Annotated in this window: 18 protein-coding genes; 9 read left to right on the top strand and 9 right to left on the bottom strand. The window is 61.5% G+C overall.

Annotation, left to right across the window (positions count from 1 at the left end):
* Positions 1–11: 11 nt before the first annotated feature.
* From radC to dnaK, 3 genes are all read right to left on the bottom strand, one after another.
* Positions 12–740 carry a DNA repair protein RadC gene (radC, locus tag LCF60_RS00620; protein WP_292289068.1) on the bottom strand — a complete coding sequence of 243 codons (729 nt, stop codon included), beginning with the start codon at positions 738–740 and terminating at the stop codon, positions 12–14.
* Positions 741–891: 151 nt separating this feature from the next.
* Complete coding sequence (dnaJ, locus tag LCF60_RS00615; RefSeq protein ID WP_292289067.1) at positions 892–2,046, bottom strand: molecular chaperone DnaJ; 1,155 nt, start codon at positions 2,044–2,046, stop codon at positions 892–894.
* A gap of 77 nt (positions 2,047–2,123) precedes the next feature.
* Entirely contained in the window at positions 2,124–4,046 is a 1,923-nt protein-coding gene (gene dnaK / locus LCF60_RS00610) for a molecular chaperone DnaK (RefSeq protein ID WP_292289066.1), read from the bottom strand.
* A 211-nt stretch (positions 4,047–4,257) separates the two neighbouring features.
* Between dnaK and LCF60_RS00605 the strand changes: the two genes are divergently transcribed.
* The gene (locus LCF60_RS00605) at positions 4,258–4,860 is read left to right on the top strand and encodes an alpha-ketoglutarate-dependent dioxygenase AlkB (protein ID WP_292289170.1); all 603 of its coding nucleotides are present in this window, start codon (positions 4,258–4,260) and stop codon (positions 4,858–4,860) included.
* Positions 4,861–4,871: 11 nt separating this feature from the next.
* Here the strand turns inward: LCF60_RS00605 and LCF60_RS00600 are convergent, their stop codons facing one another.
* Positions 4,872–5,702, bottom strand: coding sequence for an ABC transporter permease (locus LCF60_RS00600; protein WP_292289065.1), 831 nt, complete (start codon positions 5,700–5,702; stop codon positions 4,872–4,874).
* A gap of 127 nt (positions 5,703–5,829) precedes the next feature.
* On the opposite strand from LCF60_RS00600, the gene cysQ reads away from it, so the two are divergent.
* The 8 genes from cysQ (at position 5,830) to LCF60_RS00560 (ending at position 15,261) form a co-directional block, all read left to right on the top strand.
* Positions 5,830–6,627 (top strand): 3'(2'),5'-bisphosphate nucleotidase CysQ, encoded by a 798-nt coding sequence (cysQ, locus tag LCF60_RS00595; RefSeq protein ID WP_292289064.1) that lies wholly within the window; start codon positions 5,830–5,832, stop codon positions 6,625–6,627.
* Positions 6,628–6,642: 15 nt separating this feature from the next.
* Positions 6,643–7,878 (top strand): glycosyltransferase family 2 protein, encoded by a 1,236-nt coding sequence (locus LCF60_RS00590; RefSeq protein ID WP_292289169.1) that lies wholly within the window; start codon positions 6,643–6,645, stop codon positions 7,876–7,878.
* Between the two features lie 117 nt (positions 7,879–7,995).
* Positions 7,996–8,886 (top strand): UTP--glucose-1-phosphate uridylyltransferase GalU, encoded by an 891-nt coding sequence (gene galU / locus LCF60_RS00585; RefSeq protein ID WP_292289063.1) that lies wholly within the window; start codon positions 7,996–7,998, stop codon positions 8,884–8,886.
* A 3-nt stretch (positions 8,887–8,889) separates the two neighbouring features.
* On the top strand, positions 8,890–9,870 hold the full coding sequence (galE, locus tag LCF60_RS00580) for a UDP-glucose 4-epimerase GalE (RefSeq protein ID WP_292289062.1): 981 nt from the start codon (positions 8,890–8,892) through the stop codon (positions 9,868–9,870).
* Positions 9,851–11,068, top strand: coding sequence for a glycosyltransferase (locus LCF60_RS00575; protein WP_292289061.1), 1,218 nt, complete (start codon positions 9,851–9,853; stop codon positions 11,066–11,068). The genes galE and LCF60_RS00575 overlap by 20 nt, the downstream gene beginning before the upstream one ends.
* 43 nt (positions 11,069–11,111) lie before the next feature.
* Positions 11,112–12,122 (top strand): glycosyltransferase family 2 protein, encoded by a 1,011-nt coding sequence (locus tag LCF60_RS00570; RefSeq protein ID WP_292289060.1) that lies wholly within the window; start codon positions 11,112–11,114, stop codon positions 12,120–12,122.
* Positions 12,119–13,822, top strand: a complete 1,704-nt coding sequence (locus LCF60_RS00565; protein WP_292289059.1) for a beta-1,6-N-acetylglucosaminyltransferase — start codon at positions 12,119–12,121, stop codon at positions 13,820–13,822. Before LCF60_RS00570 ends, LCF60_RS00565 begins: the two co-directional genes overlap by 4 nt.
* A gap of 5 nt (positions 13,823–13,827) precedes the next feature.
* Positions 13,828–15,261, top strand: a complete 1,434-nt coding sequence (locus LCF60_RS00560; RefSeq protein ID WP_292289058.1) for a sulfotransferase family 2 domain-containing protein — start codon at positions 13,828–13,830, stop codon at positions 15,259–15,261.
* Between the two features lie 12 nt (positions 15,262–15,273).
* Here LCF60_RS00560 and LCF60_RS00555 read toward each other — a convergent pair whose 3' ends face one another.
* From LCF60_RS00555 to LCF60_RS00535, 5 genes are all read right to left on the bottom strand, one after another.
* The gene (locus tag LCF60_RS00555; RefSeq protein WP_292289057.1) at positions 15,274–15,738 is read right to left on the bottom strand and encodes a PTS sugar transporter subunit IIA; all 465 of its coding nucleotides are present in this window, start codon (positions 15,736–15,738) and stop codon (positions 15,274–15,276) included.
* Between the two features lie 42 nt (positions 15,739–15,780).
* Complete coding sequence (gene raiA / locus LCF60_RS00550) at positions 15,781–16,344, bottom strand: ribosome-associated translation inhibitor RaiA (RefSeq protein WP_292289056.1); 564 nt, start codon at positions 16,342–16,344, stop codon at positions 15,781–15,783.
* Between the two features lie 224 nt (positions 16,345–16,568).
* The gene (lptB, locus tag LCF60_RS00545; protein ID WP_292289055.1) at positions 16,569–17,327 is read right to left on the bottom strand and encodes an LPS export ABC transporter ATP-binding protein; all 759 of its coding nucleotides are present in this window, start codon (positions 17,325–17,327) and stop codon (positions 16,569–16,571) included.
* On the bottom strand, positions 17,327–17,809 hold the full coding sequence (locus LCF60_RS00540; protein ID WP_292289168.1) for an LptA/OstA family protein: 483 nt from the start codon (positions 17,807–17,809) through the stop codon (positions 17,327–17,329). The genes lptB and LCF60_RS00540 overlap by 1 nt, the downstream gene beginning before the upstream one ends.
* Entirely contained in the window at positions 17,809–18,402 is a 594-nt protein-coding gene (locus tag LCF60_RS00535) for a hypothetical protein (RefSeq protein WP_292289054.1), read from the bottom strand. The genes LCF60_RS00540 and LCF60_RS00535 overlap by 1 nt, the downstream gene beginning before the upstream one ends.
* Positions 18,403–18,406: the final 4 nt, after the last annotated feature.

Here is an 18,406-nt window from a genome sequence, read left to right as displayed (position 1 = left end):
GACGCGCCGGTTTACAGGTAGCCTTCGGATTTGAAGCTGACTTCCTTCGATTTGCCGACGATCAGGTGGTCGTGAATGGTGATGCCCACGGCTGCGCAGGCGCGGGCAACCTCTTCGGTCATGGCGATATCGGCGGTCGAGGGCGTCGGATCGCCGGAGGGGTGATTGTGCACGAGGATCAGCGCGGATGCGTTGAGATCAAGCGCCCGCTTGATGACTTCGCGCGGGTAGACCGGGACATGATCAACCGTGCCCCTGGCCTGCATTTCATCGGCGATCAGCACGTTCTTGCGGTCAAGGAACAGGATGCGGAACTGTTCGGTCTCGCGGTGGGCCATCGCCACGCGACAATAATCAAGCAACGCCCCCCAGCTGGAGAGCACCGGGCGCCTGAGCACCTTGCCTTGCGACAGGCGATGCGCCGACGCCTCGACCAGCTTGAGATCGAGCGCCACTTCGGGACCGACGCCTTCGACCTTTTTCAGCCGTTCGATCGGGGCCGAGATCACGCGGTTGAAATCCCCGAAGGTTTGGATCAGGCGATGCGCCACGGGTTTCACATCGCCGTTCTTCAGACTGCGGAAGAGCAGCAGTTCGAGCAATTCGTAATCCGGCAACGGATCGGCCCCGCCGACACGGAACCGGTCGCGCAGGCGTTTCCGATGACCGGTGATGTAAGAGGGCTGTTTCGGTTTGGCAGAGACCGCTATCGGGGTCGTTGCCGGTGGCGCAGGGGCCATTGCGGCCGCTTCGAAGAGAGAGGGTTGAGGAGATCGGGACAGCGTCATTCGGGGAGGATGGCGCATCAACCCTTAAGGAAACGCTAAGACCGTCGCATCGCGGCGGTGAAAGGCACGCGCCCCGGACCAGGTTCGGGGCGCGTGCGGCGTGTCAGCCTTTCATGGAATCCCAGAAGCCTTTTACCGATTTGAAAAAGCTCTTTGATTCCGGGTTGTTGTCTTCGCTGAGATCTTCGAACTCGCGCAGAAGCTCTTTCTGTTTCGCGGTCAGGTTGACGGGCGTTTCGACCGCCAGTTCGATGAACATGTCGCCTTGTCCCTGACCGCGCAGGGCGGGCATGCCCTTGCCGCGCAGACGCATCTGGCGTCCCGACTGGCTGCCTGCGGGGATGGCGACGCGGCTGCGGCCACCGTCGATCGACGGGACCTCGATATTGCCGCCAAGGGCGGCCACCGCCATCGACACGGGCACACGGCAATGCAGGTGTGCGCCGTCACGTTCGAAAAGCTCGTGCCGGGTCACTTCGATGAAGATGTAGAGATCGCCCGGCGGGCCACCGCGCAGGCCGGCTTCGCCTTCGCCGGCCAGACGAATGCGGGTTCCGGTTTCCACACCTTTCGGGATGTTCACCGACAGCGCGCGGTCCTTCTGGACGCGACCGGCCCCGCCGCATTGTTTGCAGGGGTTCTTGATCGTCTGGCCCAGGCCCGAGCAGGTCGGGCAGGTGCGTTCGACAGTAAAGAAGCCCTGGGTCGCGCGGACCTTGCCCATGCCCGAGCAGGTCGGACAGGTCGTGGGTTCTGCGCCGCCCTCGGCACCGGAACCCGAACAGGCCCCGCATTGCACGGAGGTCGGGACCTGGATGGTCTTCTGCAAGCCCGCGTAGGCGTCTTCGAGCGTGATCCGCAGGTTGTAGCGCAGATCGGCACCGCGAGACGCGCGCTGGCGTCCACCGCCGCGCTGGCCACCCATGAAATCACCGAAGAGGTCGTCGAACACGTCAGAGAAGGCGCTGGCAAAGTCGCCCTGCCCCGCCGCTCCGCCAAAGCCGCCGGGCCGTCCGCCGCCGCCCATGCCGCCTTCGAAAGCCGCGTGGCCATAGCGGTCATAGGCCGCCTTCTTGTCGGCGTCCTTGAGGACCTCGTAAGCTTCGTTCGCTTCCTTGAACTGGTTCTCGGCCTCCGGATTGTCCGAGTTGCGGTCGGGGTGAAATTCTTTCGCCTTTGCGCGATAGGCTTTCTTGATCTCATCCGCCGAAGCGCCTTTGGACAGGCCGAGCACATCGTAATAGTCACGTTTGGACATCATGCCCTCCTTCACCGGAACGCAAGAGGCCGGCCCGGTGTCCGGACCGGCCCCTTATCGGTTCCGCCCAACAAGCGTCAGGCGCGCTTGTTGTCGTCGAGATCTTCGAAATCGGCATCGACGATGGTGTCATCGTCATTGCCGCCCTGCGAGTCGGCGGCGGAGGGTTCGGATTCGCCCTCGTCGGCTTGCGCCTTGTAGATCGCCTCGCCCAGCTTCATCGCCGCTTCGGTCACGTTCTGGATGCCCGACTTGATCTTGTCGGCTGTGACCTTGTCGTCTTCCAGATCGTCCTTGAGCGCGGCAATGGCCAGTTCGATCGCCTCGACGGTGGTCGGGTCGACCTTGTCGCCATGCTCTTCCACCGACTTTTCGGTCGAATGGATGAGGCTCTCGGCCTGGTTGCGGGCCTCGACCATTTCGCGGCGTTCCTTGTCGGATTCCGCGTTGGCCTCTGCGTCCTGCACCATCTTCTCGATATCCTCGTCGGACAGACCGCCGGATGCCTGGATGGTGATCTTCTGCTCCTTGCCGGTGCCCTTGTCCTTGGCGGACACGGAGACGATGCCGTTGGCGTCGATGTCGAACGTCACCTCGATCTGCGGCATGCCGCGCGGGGCCGGCGGGATGTTCTCGAGATTGAACTGACCGAGCATCTTGTTGTCGGACGCCATCTCGCGTTCACCCTGGAAGACCCGGATCGTCACGGCGTTCTGGTTGTCTTCGGCGGTCGAGAAGATCTGCGACTTCTTGGTCGGGATCGTCGTGTTGCGGTCGATCAGGCGGGTGAACACGCCACCCAGCGTTTCGATGCCCAGCGACAGCGGGGTCACGTCGAGAAGGACGACGTCCTTGACGTCACCTTGCAGAACGCCAGCCTGAATGGCCGCGCCAAGCGCCACAACCTCGTCCGGGTTCACACCCTTGTGCGGCTCCTTGCCGAAGAATTTGGTCACTTCCTCGACGACGCGCGGCATGCGGGTCATGCCACCGACCAGCACGACTTCGTCGATGTCCGAGGTCGAGAGGCCCGCGTCTTTCAGTGCGGCACCACAGGGCTTCATCGACGCCTTGATCAGATCGCCGACAAGGCTTTCCAGCTTGGCGCGGGTCAGCTTCATCACCAGGTGCAGCGGCTGGCCGCTTTTTCCGTCCATGGAAATGAACGGCTGGTTGATTTCGGTCTGGCTCGAGGAGCTGAGTTCGATCTTGGCCTTTTCCGCAGCTTCCTTGAGACGCTGGAGCGCCATCTTGTCCTGGGTCAGGTCGACGCCGTTCTCTTTCTTGAACTCGTCAGCAAGGTAGTTGACGATCCGCATGTCGAAGTCTTCACCACCAAGGAACGTGTCGCCGTTGGTGGATTTCACTTCGAAGAGACCGTCGTCGATCTCGAGGATGGTCACGTCGAACGTACCGCCACCAAGGTCATAGACCGCGATGGTGCGCGATTCCTTCTTGTCGAGGCCGTAGGCCAGCGCCGCGGCTGTCGGTTCGTTGATGATCCGCAGCACTTCGAGACCGGCGATCTTGCCGGCGTCCTTGGTCGCCTGACGCTGGGCGTCGTTGAAGTAGGCCGGGACGGTGATGACCGCCTGCGTCACTTCTTCGCCAAGATAGGATTCGGCGGTTTCCTTCATCTTTTGCAGGATGAACGCGGAAATCTGCGACGGGCTGTATTTGTCACCCTTGGCGCGCACCCATGCGTCGCCATTGCCGCCGTCGATCACCTCGAACGGCATGTTCTTGCGGTCCTTGGCCAGATCCGGGTCATCGTTGCGACGACCGATCAGACGCTTGACACCAAAGACGGTGTTTTCCGGGTTGGTCACAGCCTGGCGTTTTGCCGGCTGCCCGACGAGGCGTTCGTCGTCGGTGAATGCCACGATGGACGGTGTTGTGCGTGCGCCTTCGGCATTTTCAATCACGCGCGGCTGAGAGCCGTCCATGATCGCGACGCAGCTGTTGGTTGTCCCGAGGTCAATACCAATCACTTTTGCCATGTTTTTCGATCCCTTCATGTCTCAAGGCGATGTCACGAGACGATGACCCGTTCCGGCATCCCGCCCCGCATTCCGTTCCGCCGGGGGCCATCCCCCAGCAGGTCCGATGCGTATATAAGGAGGCATCCGGATGCCTGCAAGCGCCGCAGCTACAGTGAATTTCTGAAAATTCGGTGTGTCTTTCGGGATGGCACGCATTATTTTCGATGCCATGGCTCTTTTGCATGTTCGCGGCTTCGACATCCACTCCGGCTATCTGGCGCTGCCCGAACAGGAGCGTGTTGTCGCCGATCTGCGCGCGTGCCTGTCCCGCGCGCCGCTGTTCCAGCCGGTCACGCCGCGGGGCAAGCCGATGTCGGTCCGGATGAGCGCGGCCGGCGATTACGGGTGGATCAGCGACCCCAGGGGCTATCGCTATGAACCGCACCACCCGTCGGGCGTGACCTGGCCGCCGATCCCCGAGCGCATTCTGAAGATCTGGCGCGACCTCGTGCCCGAGGCGCGTCTTCCCGAGTGCTGTCTGATCAACTGGTACGGTGAGGCCGCGAAGATGGGTCTGCACCAGGACAGCGACGAGGCGGACATGACCCAGCCCGTGGTGTCGGTGTCGCTGGGGGATGAGGCGCTTTTCCGGATGGGCAACCCGACGCGCGGCGGCAAGACCGAATCGATATGGCTGCGGTCCGGCGACGTGGTGGTGATGGCGGGCGACGCGCGGCGCGCCTATCACGGGATCGACCGCGTCCGGCCGAACAGTTCGACCCTGTTGCCCAAGGGCGGGCGCATCAACCTGACTTTGCGGGTCGTGACCTGATCAGCCCCTGCTCACCTGCGGGCCGACCACGAGGACGAGGCGTGTTTGCGGGTGTAGAATTCGCCCATCAGCCCGATCATCAACAGGATGAGCGACAGGTACATCACGTATTCCCAATTGGTGTTGCGCGGCACGTAGTTGACAAAGGCAAAGCCGCGGGCCTGGTCGATGGTGTGAAACAGCGGGTTCCAGTCGAACATCGAGATCATGAAGGACGGGAGCGCATTGGCCACGAACATCTTGCCGGACGCGATCATGTTGGCGCGTTTGTAGAGCGTCGACAGCGTGCCTGTCAGACCGGGAAACCAGGGCTTCAGGGCCAGAAAGACCATGCCGACCGCGCCGCCCGAGAACCACGACAACAGCAGCATCCCCATCACCGGAACCGGATCCACGATTTCGGTCAGCACATAGGGATTCATCGCCACGTCATAGACGAAGAGAATGAAGAACACCGCCAGCATCTGGACATACAGGGTCGAGAGCATGCCCGACACGATCGAGATGAAGGTGTTCATCGGCGCGTGCTGCATCATGGGGCTGGCGGGCCCCTCGCTCCCGAGGACGGCGCCGACGGCCTTGTTGTGGGTCATGAAGAGAAAGATGCCGGTCAGCAGGAAAATCACGAAATCCCCGCGCAGGGCGAGGCTTTTCATGCCCATGATGGTGAACATGACATAAAAGAACAGCACGAACATGAGCGACTGGAACACGCTGATCGCGATCGACATGAACGCGTTTCCATGCGTCTTGCGGATCGAGCGGACCGTGTCGTGGTAGATCAGTTCGAGGATGTTCACGGCCGAGGCCGCCCGGGTCGTCGGAACCGTTTTCTGAAACATCTTTAATCTGCCTTTGCCTCGGCCCGCGTTTTTGACGTCAGTTGGTCTGACTGTTGTTGCGGACTTGTGTTAAGCCGATGATAAGAGAGACGCGGTTTCAAATCAATCGACCCGAGGGCAGATGACCATGGACTATGATTCTTTGATGCAAACGATGCGCCGACTTGCGCTCGAGGCCGGGGACCGGATCATGGAAATCTACCATTCCGATGATTTCGACATTCGCGCCAAGTCGGATGACAGCCCGGTGACCGAAGCCGACGAAGCGGCGGACGCGCTGATCTCGGCAGGCTTGCGTGCGGCCTTCCCGGATATCGCCTTGGTGACGGAAGAGCAGTCGGACACGCATGACCTTGACGTGCGCGACTTCCTGATCGTCGATCCGCTTGATGGGACCAAGGAATTCATCCACCGGCGCGGCGACTTCACAGTGAATATCGCCTTGGTGGAAAACGGCGTGCCGACGCGGGGTGTGGTTTACGCGCCCGCAAAAGGCCGCCTGTTCTATACTGATGCCGCCGGACGAAGCGTCGAGGAAACCGGTGCGCTGGCCAAGGACGAGATCGGATCACAAATTCCGATCCATGTCTCGAACCCGGACACCGGCGCATTGATGGTGGTCGCGTCGAAATCGCATCGCGATCAATCGACGGATGACTACATCAACCAGTATGCGGTCAAGGACAGCAAGAGCGCCGGTTCATCGTTGAAGTTCTGTCTCGTCGCGACGGGCGAGGCGGATTTCTATCCGCGTCTGGGCCGCACGATGGAGTGGGATACGGCGGCGGGCCATGCCGTTCTGACAGGGGCGGGGGGACGCGTGCTGCGTCTGGATGACCTGCAAACGCTGACCTACGGCAAGCCGACATTCGCCAACCCGTTCTTTGTCGCAACCGCACCGGGCATCGACCTCGCGCCTGCCTGACACGACGTGTCCGTCATGGCGGCCATTCCGATCAGTGTCATCGTGGTCAGCCGACACAGACCCGAGCTCTTGCGGCGCTGCCTGACCGCGATCGGGCAACTTGACCATGACCGGTTCGAAACCGTGGTTGTTGCCTGTCCGCGCGGGGCGCAGGTGGCGCGCAGCATGGGCTTTGCCAAGGTCTGCGACTTCGATACGGCCAACATTTCGGTCGCGCGGAATCTGGGGGTGTCGCGGGCATCGGGAGATGTGCTGGCCTTTGTCGACGACGACGCGGTGCCCGAACCGACATGGCTTGCGCATCTTGCCGATGTGTTCGACGATCCTGCCGTTGTGCAGGCTGGCGGCATCACACTGGGGCGCAACGGGATTTCCGTTCAGCACGGGGCGACGCGGGTAGACGCGATGGGCAAGTCGCATGCGGCGGCTGTGTCTGGTACCGATCCGGTGGTCCTTGCTTCCGAGGGTGACCGGTATCCACGACTGCACGGGACAAACATGGCGATCCGCCGTCAGGCGCTTGCGGATCATGGCGGCTTCGACCCGCGATTTGCCTTTTACCTCGACGAGACAGACCTCAGCCTGCGCATCGCGCGCGCTGGCGGTGCCACGATGTTCGTCCCCAAGGCCATCGTGCACCATGCCAGCGGCGCAAGCGCCTTTCGCGATGCAGACCGTACACCGCGCCAGGTGGCCGAAATCGCCGCCTCCGCTGCAGTGTTCCACCGCAAACACTGCGCGGCGGCGCTTTGGTGCGAGGCGCGGCAGGGCTTTCTTGAGGACCGCAAGGCGTGGCTTGTTGGGCACATGCATCGCGGCACGCTGGCACCGGATGTGGCCGCACGGCTGATCCGTGAACTGGCCGAGGGCTATGCAGAGGGCCTGACCCGCACGGAGGTCGAAGGCTTGCGCCTGTCGGATGCGGAGGATGCGATCCCCGAGTGCCGGGCCGCAGGTCGCAAGGACCTGTACCTTGTCCGACGCCGCGCCACGGGAAACAGGGTGTTCGAGACGGCCAAGGCGCTGGTGCAGGCTGGAAACCGGGTCACCGTGTTCGACCTGCGTCCCGACGCGCGCTATCACCGGGTGGCGTTTACAGACGATGGCTTCTGGTTGCACCGGGGCGGTATCTTTGGCCGGGAAGTGCGAGAGGAGCCGCTGTTTCAAAAAGCAACCAGAGAGGAACGTATACGGACCACGCTTGCCCGGATCGCGGGAATCCGCTCAAAAAATCCACTTTTCAGGGCTTAGAAGCCACAAAATCGACAAATGAGAAGAGTAGTTGCGCAGGATGTCATACAATTGACTGTATACTTGTGCCATAACCATTGACGCGCAGTAAGACGCGACCAAAGAAGGAGCAGTACGATGCGTAGAAAAGTCACCAAGGCCGTCTTTCCCGTGGCGGGTCTGGGAACACGCTTTCTGCCTGCAACCAAATCCGTCCCCAAAGAAATCATGACCCTCGTGGACCGTCCGCTGGTACAATATGCCATCGACGAGGCGCGTGCGGCGGGGATCAAGGAATTCATTTTCATCACTTCGCGCGGGAAAAGCGCGCTTGAAGACTATTTCGACGAATCCCCCATCCTCGAGCGCGAATTGCGCAAGAAGGGCAAGACCGACATCCTCGAACAGCTCAAGACGACCAACATGGAAAGCGGCGCGATCGCCTATATGCGCCAGCACAAGGCGCTGGGCCTGGGCCATGCGGTCTGGTGCGCGCGGCGGCTGATCGGGGACGAGCCGTTTGCGGTGATGCTGCCCGATGACGTGATCTCGGCGGATACGCCCTGCCTTCAGCAGATGGTCGAGGCCTATGCCGAAACCGGCGGCAACATGGTGGCCGCGATGGAAGTGCCGCGCGAGAAGACCTCGAGCTACGGCATCCTCGATATCGAGGAAGACATGGGATCGCTGGTGTCGGTCAAGGGTATGATCGAAAAGCCCCCTGCCGACGATGCGCCCTCCAACCTGGCGGTGATCGGGCGGTATATCCTTGACCCGTCCGTGCTGAGAAACCTGAACAAGAAACAGACCGGGGCCGGCGGAGAGATCCAGCTGACCGATGCCATCGCCGAGGAAATCGGCGGAACCGGCGTTTACGGCTACCGTTTCCGGGGGCAGCGTTTCGACTGCGGATCGAAGGCCGGATTCCTTCAGGCGACGGTGGCCTTCGGGCTGGCGCGAGACGATCTCAAGGATGATCTGCGCGCATTCCTTGGATCGGTCATGCAGACTGAAAACGCGGCGGAATAAGCGATGAATATCCTGGTAACGGGGGGCGCGGGCTATATCGGCTCGCATGCCTGCAAGGCGCTGGCGAAGGCCGGATTCACACCGGTCACATTCGACAATCTGAGAACCGGATGGCGCGATGCCGTGAAGTTCGGACCCTTCGTGCAGGGTGACCTGCTGGACCGCGAGTCGATCGACAAGGCGTTTGCCGAATACGCACCAAAGGCGATCCTGCACTTCGCCGCGCTGAGCCGCGTCGATGAAGCGATGAGCGACCCCGGTCTCTACTGGCGTAACAACACGCTCGGGTCGCTTAACCTGATCGAGGCAGCGGTGGCGCATGGGTGCCATGACATCGTCTTTTCCTCGACCTGCGCGACCTATGGCGACCAGGACAATGTCGTTCTGGACGAGACCTCGGCGCAGGAACCGCTCAATGCCTATGGCGCCTCGAAGCAGGCCGTCGAACGGATTCTACAGGATTTCGGTGTGACGCATGGGCTGCGCCACGTGATTTTCCGCTATTTCAACGTTGCCGGGGCCGACCCGGACGCGGATATCGGCGAATTTCACCGGCCCGAGACCCATCTCATTCCCATCGTCCTGGATGCCGTGGCGGGCGTCCGCGATGGCGTGACGATCTATGGCACCGACTACCCGACGGAAGACGGCACCTGCATCCGCGATTACGTGCATGTATCGGACCTGGTGGATGCGCATGTTCTTGGCCTGCGCTGGCTTCTGGATGGCAAGGAAAGCCGGGTGTTCAACCTTGGCACCGGATCAGGCTTTTCGGTGCGCGAAGTGATCGAGTCCGCGCGGCGCGTGACCAACCGGGACGTCCCGACTACCATCGGGGACCGGCGCGGCGGCGATGCCATCAAGCTTGTTTCGGGGTCGAAACGCGCCGAGGACGAACTGAACTGGCACCCCAAGAAGTCGACCATGCCCCAGATGATCGAAGACGCCTGGCGGTGGCATCAGGTTGCAGACTACCGCGAGTAGCCCGGCGCCGGGCCATCTGCTGGACGTCACCCGCACGGTCAGCCGCGCGCATCTGCGGCCCACCGGGATAGACCGAATCGAACGGGCGTATCTCGCGCATCTGATCCGCGATCCTGCGCCGCTTTTCGGCCTGCTGCGCACAAGGCTGGGGTTTCTGCTGCTGGACAGGCAGGGCTGTCGGGCCTTGCTTGCGCATTGCGAGGTCCCTGTCTGGCACGGCAGCGACGCGCTGTCCCGGCTGTCGCGGCGGAAGACTCCGGCGCGAGGGATCACCGAAAGCGGATTGCGCAAAGTCGCCTTGGATCGGTCGACCAATCTTCGGCTGGGAGCGATGTTGCGACGTCACATGCCGAAGGGAACGGTCTACTTCAATATCGGCCAGACAAACTTCAACGATCGGGTCATCCACGCGGTGCGGTCCTGCCCCGAAAGCCGGATCGCCGTCTACCTGCATGACACGATCCCGCTGGACCTGCCCGACACGCAAACACAGCAATCGCGACTGGCCTTCCGGCAGTTCCTTGGCCGGGTCGACCGATGCGCCGACATGGTCCTGTGCAATTCCCAGGCGACAAAGGTCGACATAATGGGCCACGCCCGACATCTCGCGCCGGACCGTCTGCATGTGCTGTGGCCGGGGCTTCCCGACATGACGGTCGGTCCCGCCCCTCAAGGCCCCTGGACCGGGCAGCCGTATTTCCTGGCGATAGGCACAATCGAGCCCCGCAAGAATATCGGCTTTCTGCTTGATCTGTGGACGGGCTTTGCCGGCCCCGACGATCCACACCTGATCCTGTGCGGGCGGCGCGGCTGGATGAACGAGGCGGTTTTCGCCGCGCTCGACCAGGGCCCTGCAAATGTGCATGAACTGGCCGACCTGCCCGATCCCCGAATGTGGGGGCTGCTTGAGCAAAGCAACGGGCTGATGTTTCCAAGCCGCGCCGAGGGCTTTGGCTATCCCGCAATCGAGGCGGCCGCGCTGAATGTGCCGCTCATCTGCAACTCTTTGCCCATCTTCAAGGAGGTGCTTGACGCATACCCTATTTACGCAGCCGAATCAGATCGCTACGCTTGGGCCAACAAAATCAAGCAACTGGCGCAAAGACGTCGGGATCAAGGCGGTGAGCAGTATTCTGAAACGGGCTTTCAGGCCCCGACATGGCAGGCGCATTTCAACCAGCTGTTTACGCTCCTTTGATACCCAGACGTGTATTGCGACCTAATTGACAGGCAGCGGACTCTTGGGAGTTGTGCAACGATATGGCCTCAGGCTTCAGCGGAAACGCTGGAGGATACGCGCGCTTCGAAAGCGGCGCGAACTGAAACCTGTGACAAATCGTACTGACCAAATCCGGAAATCCGACATTCTTCTCTTTTGCACATTGCGGAACGAAGGCGTGCGCCTGCCCTATTTCCTCAAGTATTACCGCGACATGGGCGTGTCCCATTTCCTGTTTGTCGACAATGACAGCACCGACGGCACCGCCGAGCTTTTGGCCGAACAGCCGGATGTGTCGGTCTGGCACAGCCGGAAAAGCTACAAGCGCGCCCGTTTCGGAATGGACTGGATGAATTGGCTGCTGCGCAAATATGGCCACGACCATTGGTGCCTGACCGTCGATCCGGACGAATTCTTCGTTTATCCGTTCTGCGACTCGCGGCCTTTGCCCGCGCTGACGGACTGGCTGGACGCATCGTCGATCCGATCCTTCAGCGCGATGCTGCTGGACATGTATCCCAAGGGCCGCATCGACGCGATGCCTTATCAGCCCGGGCAGAACCCGCTCGAGATCGCGTCGTGGTTCGATTCCGGGAATTACACGCTCAAGCGCAATCACCTTCTGGGCAATCTCTGGATTCAGGGCGGCGCGCGTGCGCGTGTGTTCTTTGCCGACCGCCCCGAGGCAGCACCTGCGTTGAACAAGATCCCGCTGGTGAAATGGCACAACCGCTATGCCTATGCCAGCTCGACACACATGCTTTTGCCGCGCGGCCTGAATTACGTCTACGATGAATGGGGTGGCGAAAAGGCGTCGGGCGCGCTGTTGCATACCAAGTTCATCAGCACCTTCAGTGCCAAGGCGATGGAAGAGCTCAAGCGCCGCGAGCATTACGCCGGGAGCCTTGAATACGTGGCCTATGCCAACGCGCTTCAGGACAATCCCGAACTGTGGTGCAAGTGGTCGGAGAAATACATCAACTGGCGGCAACTCGAGATCCTGGGGCTCATGTCGATGGGCAATTGGGCATGAGCATCGGGATCATCATGCTGGCGCATACGGCGCTGCACCGCGCCGAAGAGGTGGCGCGGCACTGGACCAAGGCAGGCTGCCCGGTGGTGATCCATGTCGATCAGATCGTGTCGCAGCGGCGCTACAAAATCTTTACCGAACGGCTGAGCGACGATCCGATGATCCGCTTTTCCCGCAGGCATCGCTGCGACTGGGGCACCTGGGGCCTGGTCGCGGCCAGCCAGGACGCCGGCGAACTGATGCTGGCCGAGTTCGAGGAGGTCAGCCATGTCTACCTGACCTCGGGCGCGTGCCTTCCGCTGCGTCCGGTTCAGGAACTGATCGACTACCTCAAGGCGCGACCGCGCACCGACCACATCGAAAGCGCGACCACAGCGGATGTCCCATGGACGGTGGGTGGCCTCGACGAAGAACGGTTCACCATGCGGTTCCCGTTCTCGTGGCGGCGCAACCGGTACCTGTTCGACCGCTTCGTCGAATTGCAGCGCAAGGTCGGCTACAGGCGCAAGATTCCCGACGGGCTGACGCCGCATATGGGCAGCCAGTGGTGGTGCCTGACCCGGCAAACCCTGGCGTCAATCCTCGAAGATCCCAGTCGCAAGACCCATGACCGCTATTTCCGGCATGTGTGGATTCCGGATGAAAGCTATTTCCAGACATTGGCGAGGCTCTATTCGACCAATATCGTCAGCCGATCGCTGACCCTGTCGAAGTTCGATTTTCAGGGCAAGCCGCACATCTTCTACGACGATCACCTGCAATTGCTGCGCCGGTCCGACTGTTTCGTGGCGCGCAAGATCTGGCCCAATGCGGAGCGGCTTTACCAGACGTTCCTGAGCCCGAAGCCAGGAGAACTGAGCTTGCAGGAGCCAAATCCGGGCAAGATCGACCGCATCTTCGCCAAGGCAGTAGATCGGCGTACGCGCGGCCGCCCGGGCCTTTACATGCAAAGCCGGTTTCCGAACGAGGATTGGGAAAACGGCGTCACGGCCGCCAAGTATTCGGTGTTCCAGGGCTTTACCGAGCTGTTCACAGATTTCGAACCCTGGCTGGCCCAGGTGACGGGCGCGCGCGTGCATGGGCATCTTTTCGCACCGGACAGGGCGCATTTCGCCGACGGGCAGACCGTGATGAACGGCGCGCTGTCGGACAACGCAACCTTGCGGGACTACGATCCCAAGATGTTCCTGACCAACCTGCTGTGGAATACCCGCGGGGAACGTCAGTGTTTCCAGATGGGGCCGCACAGCACGCGGCATGTGATCTGGGACATTGCCAAGGACCCCAACGCACAGGTTTCCGTGATCAGCGGTGCCTGGGCGATTCCGCTGTTCCAGTCGAACCGATCCTTCGCCGAACTGCGCAGCGAAGCCGCCAAGTTGCAGAAAATCGAAACCGAGATGCTCGATGCCCTGCGATCCCCGTTCTCGAAGTGCCGACGGCGCATCTGGACCATGGCCGAGTTCATCGAAAGCCCGATGGAGTCGATCCAGGTCATCGTTGACGAGATCGGGTTCCAACCGAACCGGCGGTTGACCTCGGCCCCGGTGATGGTGGATCTGACCGGGTTCGGACAGTTTCTCCAGAACCTCAAGAACCAGGGAATGCATCCCTATCTCATGGGCGATTTTCCCGCCGATCCGATTGCGCAGGACGCCCCACGCGACAAACCGCGCCCGCGCCCCTACCTGGTGAAATAAAGTCCGTGACGTCCCGTTTCGATACATTCGTTCTCTTCGCGGAAATGCGAACCGGGTCGAACCTGCTTGAGGATTACCTGAACCGGATCGACGGCGTCACCTGCCATGGCGAAGCCTTCAACCAGAACTTCATCGGCTACCCGAACCGCAAGGACCTCTTGGGGATCACGCATCGCCAGCGCGAGGACAATCCCGACAGGCTGTTGCGGGCCATCCGGACGCGGGACGGGCTTGGCGGGTTCCGGTATTTTCACGACCATGACCCACGCGTCCTGCCGGCCATCCTGTCCGATGCCCGCTGTGCCAAGATCATCCTGACGCGCAATCCGCTGGACAGTTATATCAGCCTGAAGATCGCGAAGGCGACGGACCAGTGGAAGCTGACCAACGTCACGACCCGCAAGGCAGCACAGGCGCATTTCGATCTTCACGAATTCGAACGCCACGTCGCCGGCATGCAGAACTTCCAGCTGGACATCATGCGTGCGTTGCAGGTGACGGGGCAAACGGCGTTCCATATCGGCTATGACGATCTGCACGACACCGAAATTCTGAGCGGTCTGGCAAACTGGCTGGGTGTGTCGGTCGATCCCGACAGCCTGAAGTCCAACCTGAAGCCGCAGAACCCGCAGCCCTTGTCCGAGAAGGTGGCCAATTTCGACCAGATGCAGGTCGCGCTGCGCGGGCTGGACCGGTTCGACCTGACGCGCATTCCGAATTTCGAGCCGCGGCGCGGACCGGTGGTGCCCTCCTACGTCGCTTGCCCGGCGCATCCGGTGCTTTATATGCCGATCCGGTCCGGCCCCGAGGATCGGGTCATCCGGTGGATGGCAGCGCTGGATGGCGCGGCGTCCGATCTGTTGGGCAAGTTCAACCAGAAGACCCTGCGCGCCTGGATGCAGGAGAATCCGGGGCATCAGCGCTTCACCGTCCTGCGGCATCCTCTGGCGCGCGCCCATGCCGCGTTCTGCGACAAGATCCTCGACACCGGCCCAGGCAGTTTCAGCAGAATACGTCAGCAGCTTGGCCAGTTTCACGGCCTCGAGCTTCCCGATGATCCGACCGATCCGGGTTACGGTCTCAAGGCCCACAGGGCCGCCTTCGAAGGGTTCCTGCGCTTTCTCAAGTCGAACCTGAACGGCCAGACCAGTCTTCGCGTCGATGCGCATTGGGCCAGTCAGGTGACCTGTCTGCAGGGGATGGCGGAATTCTGTCTTCCGGATCACCTCTACCGCGAGGAAGAGCTGGCCGATGCGCTGCCCAGACTGGCGCAGACGATGGGCATCGATGCCGGCCCCGTGCCGCAAGGCGACCGCAGCCAGACGGACCGGCTTGCGCAAATCCATGATGCGCAGTTGGAAAGACTTTGCCGCGAGGCATATCCCCGCGATTACATGATGTTCGGGTTCTCGGATTTCTGCACGAAAAACCCCGCCTGAGCGGGGTGTCGGTCAGGCCGCCTGAACGGTCGGGGCTTCGGTGATGATCGTGTGAAGCGTCGACGGATCCGGGTTGGCCCGCAGCTTGGTGCAGAACGCCTGATCGCGCAGGGTCCGTGCCACTAGCGCCAGCGCCTTGAGATGTTCGACACCGGCATCTTCGGGAGCAAAAAGGGCAAACACCACATCCACCGGCTGGCGGTCGACCGCGTCGAAATCGATCGGTTTTTCCAGCAGGATGAACACCCCGACAACCGCATCGACCCCTTCCAGCCGGGCATGCGGCAGAGCGACGCCATGGCCCACACCTGTGGGGCCAAGGCTTTCACGTTCAAGCAGTGCTTCGACCGCCCTTGCTGCAGGGATGCCATAGGCAGACTGGGCCACATCGGCGATATCGTGCATCAGCCGTTTCTTGCTGGACGCGGTTGTCACGGCCTTTACGGCCTTGGAATTCAACAGGTCGGCAAATTTCATGCGCTGCTCGTGTTCTGGACGATAGCCGCCGATATATCGGATCTACGGATCAATCCAGCCGATGTTTCCATCGTCCCGGCGATATACGACGTTCACTCCGTCCTTTTTGTCATTCCGGAACACCAGAACTGGCAATCCCGCTAATTCCATTTGCATCACCGCTTCGCCCACCGTGAGAGACGGAATCTGTGTTTCCATCTCGGCCACGATGATCGGTTGCAGCGATTCCGGTTCGTCGTCTTGCGTATCCGCTTCGCTGGCGAGGATATAAGAGGACGCCCCAATGAGTTCAACAGGTTCCGTGCGATCCTTGTGGTGATCCTTCAGACGCCGCTTATAGCGCCGCAACTGCTTGTCCATCTTCTCGCAGCAGCCGTCGAACGCGGCATAGATCTCGGTGGCATGCGCCTTGGCCGTGGCGTTCAAACCGGTCGACAGGTGCACGACTGTCTCACAAACAAATTCATGCCCGCTCTTGGAGAAGATCACGGTCGCGTCCGTCGGTCGCCCCGCATACTTGCCCAACATCGTCTCCAGTTCCGTCCTCACATGCGTCTGGAGCGCCTCGCCAACATCAATCTGCTTGCCGGTTATCTGGTAACGCATAGCATATCCTTTTTATTGTTCTAGCCTTGCACAGGAACAGCGCCGGAAAGGCCCGGCTGCGGTTCGTGTGCAAATGGAATTTGGCGTGATGACCGTTGTAATCCATCGTCCAGCCGTTGAGGCAGGCAGTGAAAAGGGTGACGGTCTGAAGGTTCAAACGCCATGTCTCCATTTCAATCCTGCAACGGCGATGTGTCAATCATTTCCGTCCGACACAGCGGGAATTATCCGATGCGGAAACTGTCCCCAAGATAGACCCGCCGGACGTTTTCGTTGCGCACGACCTCCTCGGGCGAGCCGGACATCAGGACCTTGCCGTCATGCAGGATATAGGCGCGATCCACGATTTCGAGCGTTTCCCGGACGTTGTGGTCCGTGATGAGAACGCCGATTCCGCGCTTCTTGAGGTCCGCGACGAGGTGCCGGATGTCACCGACGCTGATCGGATCGACCCCAGCGAAAGGTTCGTCGAGCAGCAGGTACTTGGGATCGGCGGCCAGACAACGGGCGATTTCGACCCGCCGCCGTTCACCACCCGACAGGGCCAGCGCTGGTGCCCGGCGCAGATGCTCGATGGAGAATTCGCCCAGCAATTCCTCCAGCCTTTCGCGGCGCTTGTGGCGATCGGGCTGGCTGATGTCGAGGATCGCGGTGATATTGTCTTCGACGCTCATGCCGCGGAAGATCGACATTTCCTGCGGCAGGTAGCCGATTCCCATGCGGGCGCGGCGGTACATCGGCAGATAGGTGACGTCCTCGCCGTCGATCAGGACCTGGCCACCTTCGGGATTCACCAGCCCGGCGATGGCATAGAAGGAGGTCGTCTTGCCGCTGCCGTTCGGTCCCAGCAGGGCCACCACCTCGCCGCGCTGCACGTCCAGCGACACGTCGCGGATCACAACGCGTTTCTTGTAGCTCTTGCGCAGGTGACGCACGATCAGCCCGCTTTGGCCTTCGGTCACGGAAAGGCGCGGGCCGGACATCACTCGTCCCCCGACTGAAACACCGTGCGCACGCGGCCGCTCATGCGCGCCGTGCCGGTTTCGAGATCCACATCCATCGTGTCCGATACCAGCGTGTTCGCGCCCTGCGTCAGAAGCACGTTTCCCGCCATCCGGATGGTTCCGCGATTCACCTCGTATTCGGCCGTGTCCGCCTCGGCCGCCTGATCGGCGTTCACCAATGTGACGCCGCCGGTCGCTTCGAGACGCTCGATGCCGGTCTGTCCCTCGGTGTAAAACACCAGGACGCGGGGCGCCGACAGCCGCATTTCGCCCTGACCGATCACGACATTTCCGGTGAACAGCGCGGAGCCGTCATTCTGCGACACCGACAGCGCGTCGGCGCTGACCTCGACGGGAAGCGACGTGTCCTGTTCGATCGTGCCGAACGCCACCTCTGCCCCTTGGGCAAACGCTGCTGAGGCAAGGCAGATCATCGCCACGGTCATCACTGTTCGGATCATCATTCCGCCTCGCTTGGTTGTGGCGTGTATATCAGCTTTACGCCATCCGTGAACAGCAACTCGATGTCATCCTCTTCGGCGGTCTCCGCGACCGTGAGCTTTCCCGCCGACAGCGTCAATCCGGGGCCGTCGGCATCCACCGGGCCGGTGCTTTGGATGGCGACCCGGTCGATGGCGGAGTTCAACCCTTCGGTGCGCACGGTATAGCCCGACGTGCTGTCCAGGATCACGCCCTCGCGCAGGAGCAGGCGTTCGCCCTGCTCCATCTGGCCGACCGTGGCGTCGATGGTGATCCGGTTGCCATCTTCGACATCGATCACCGCCTTCACGTCATCGGCGATCATGTCGTCGCCGGTTTCGCCCACGATGCGGGCCTGCCGCGCGGCCAGGGTAAGCCCCCGCCCGCTTTGTGTCGTCCCGGCGTAGAACGGCGCGCCGATCTGTTCGCTTGTGCTGGGGTCGGCGCCGCCGGTGAGAAGCGGGATCGTGGCAATCGGGTCGGGGCCCCGCGAATAGAGGAAGATCGTCGACAGAAGCACCAGCGCACCCAGCGGCAGCAGGATCTTCAACCAGGCGATCAGGCGCGAATACATCCCG

This window comes from Marivita sp., assembly GCF_020055635.1.
Taxonomy (GTDB): domain Bacteria; phylum Pseudomonadota; class Alphaproteobacteria; order Rhodobacterales; family Rhodobacteraceae; genus Marivita.
Note: the sequence above shows the minus strand (reverse complement) of the source record. Positions and strands in the feature narration are given on the sequence as shown.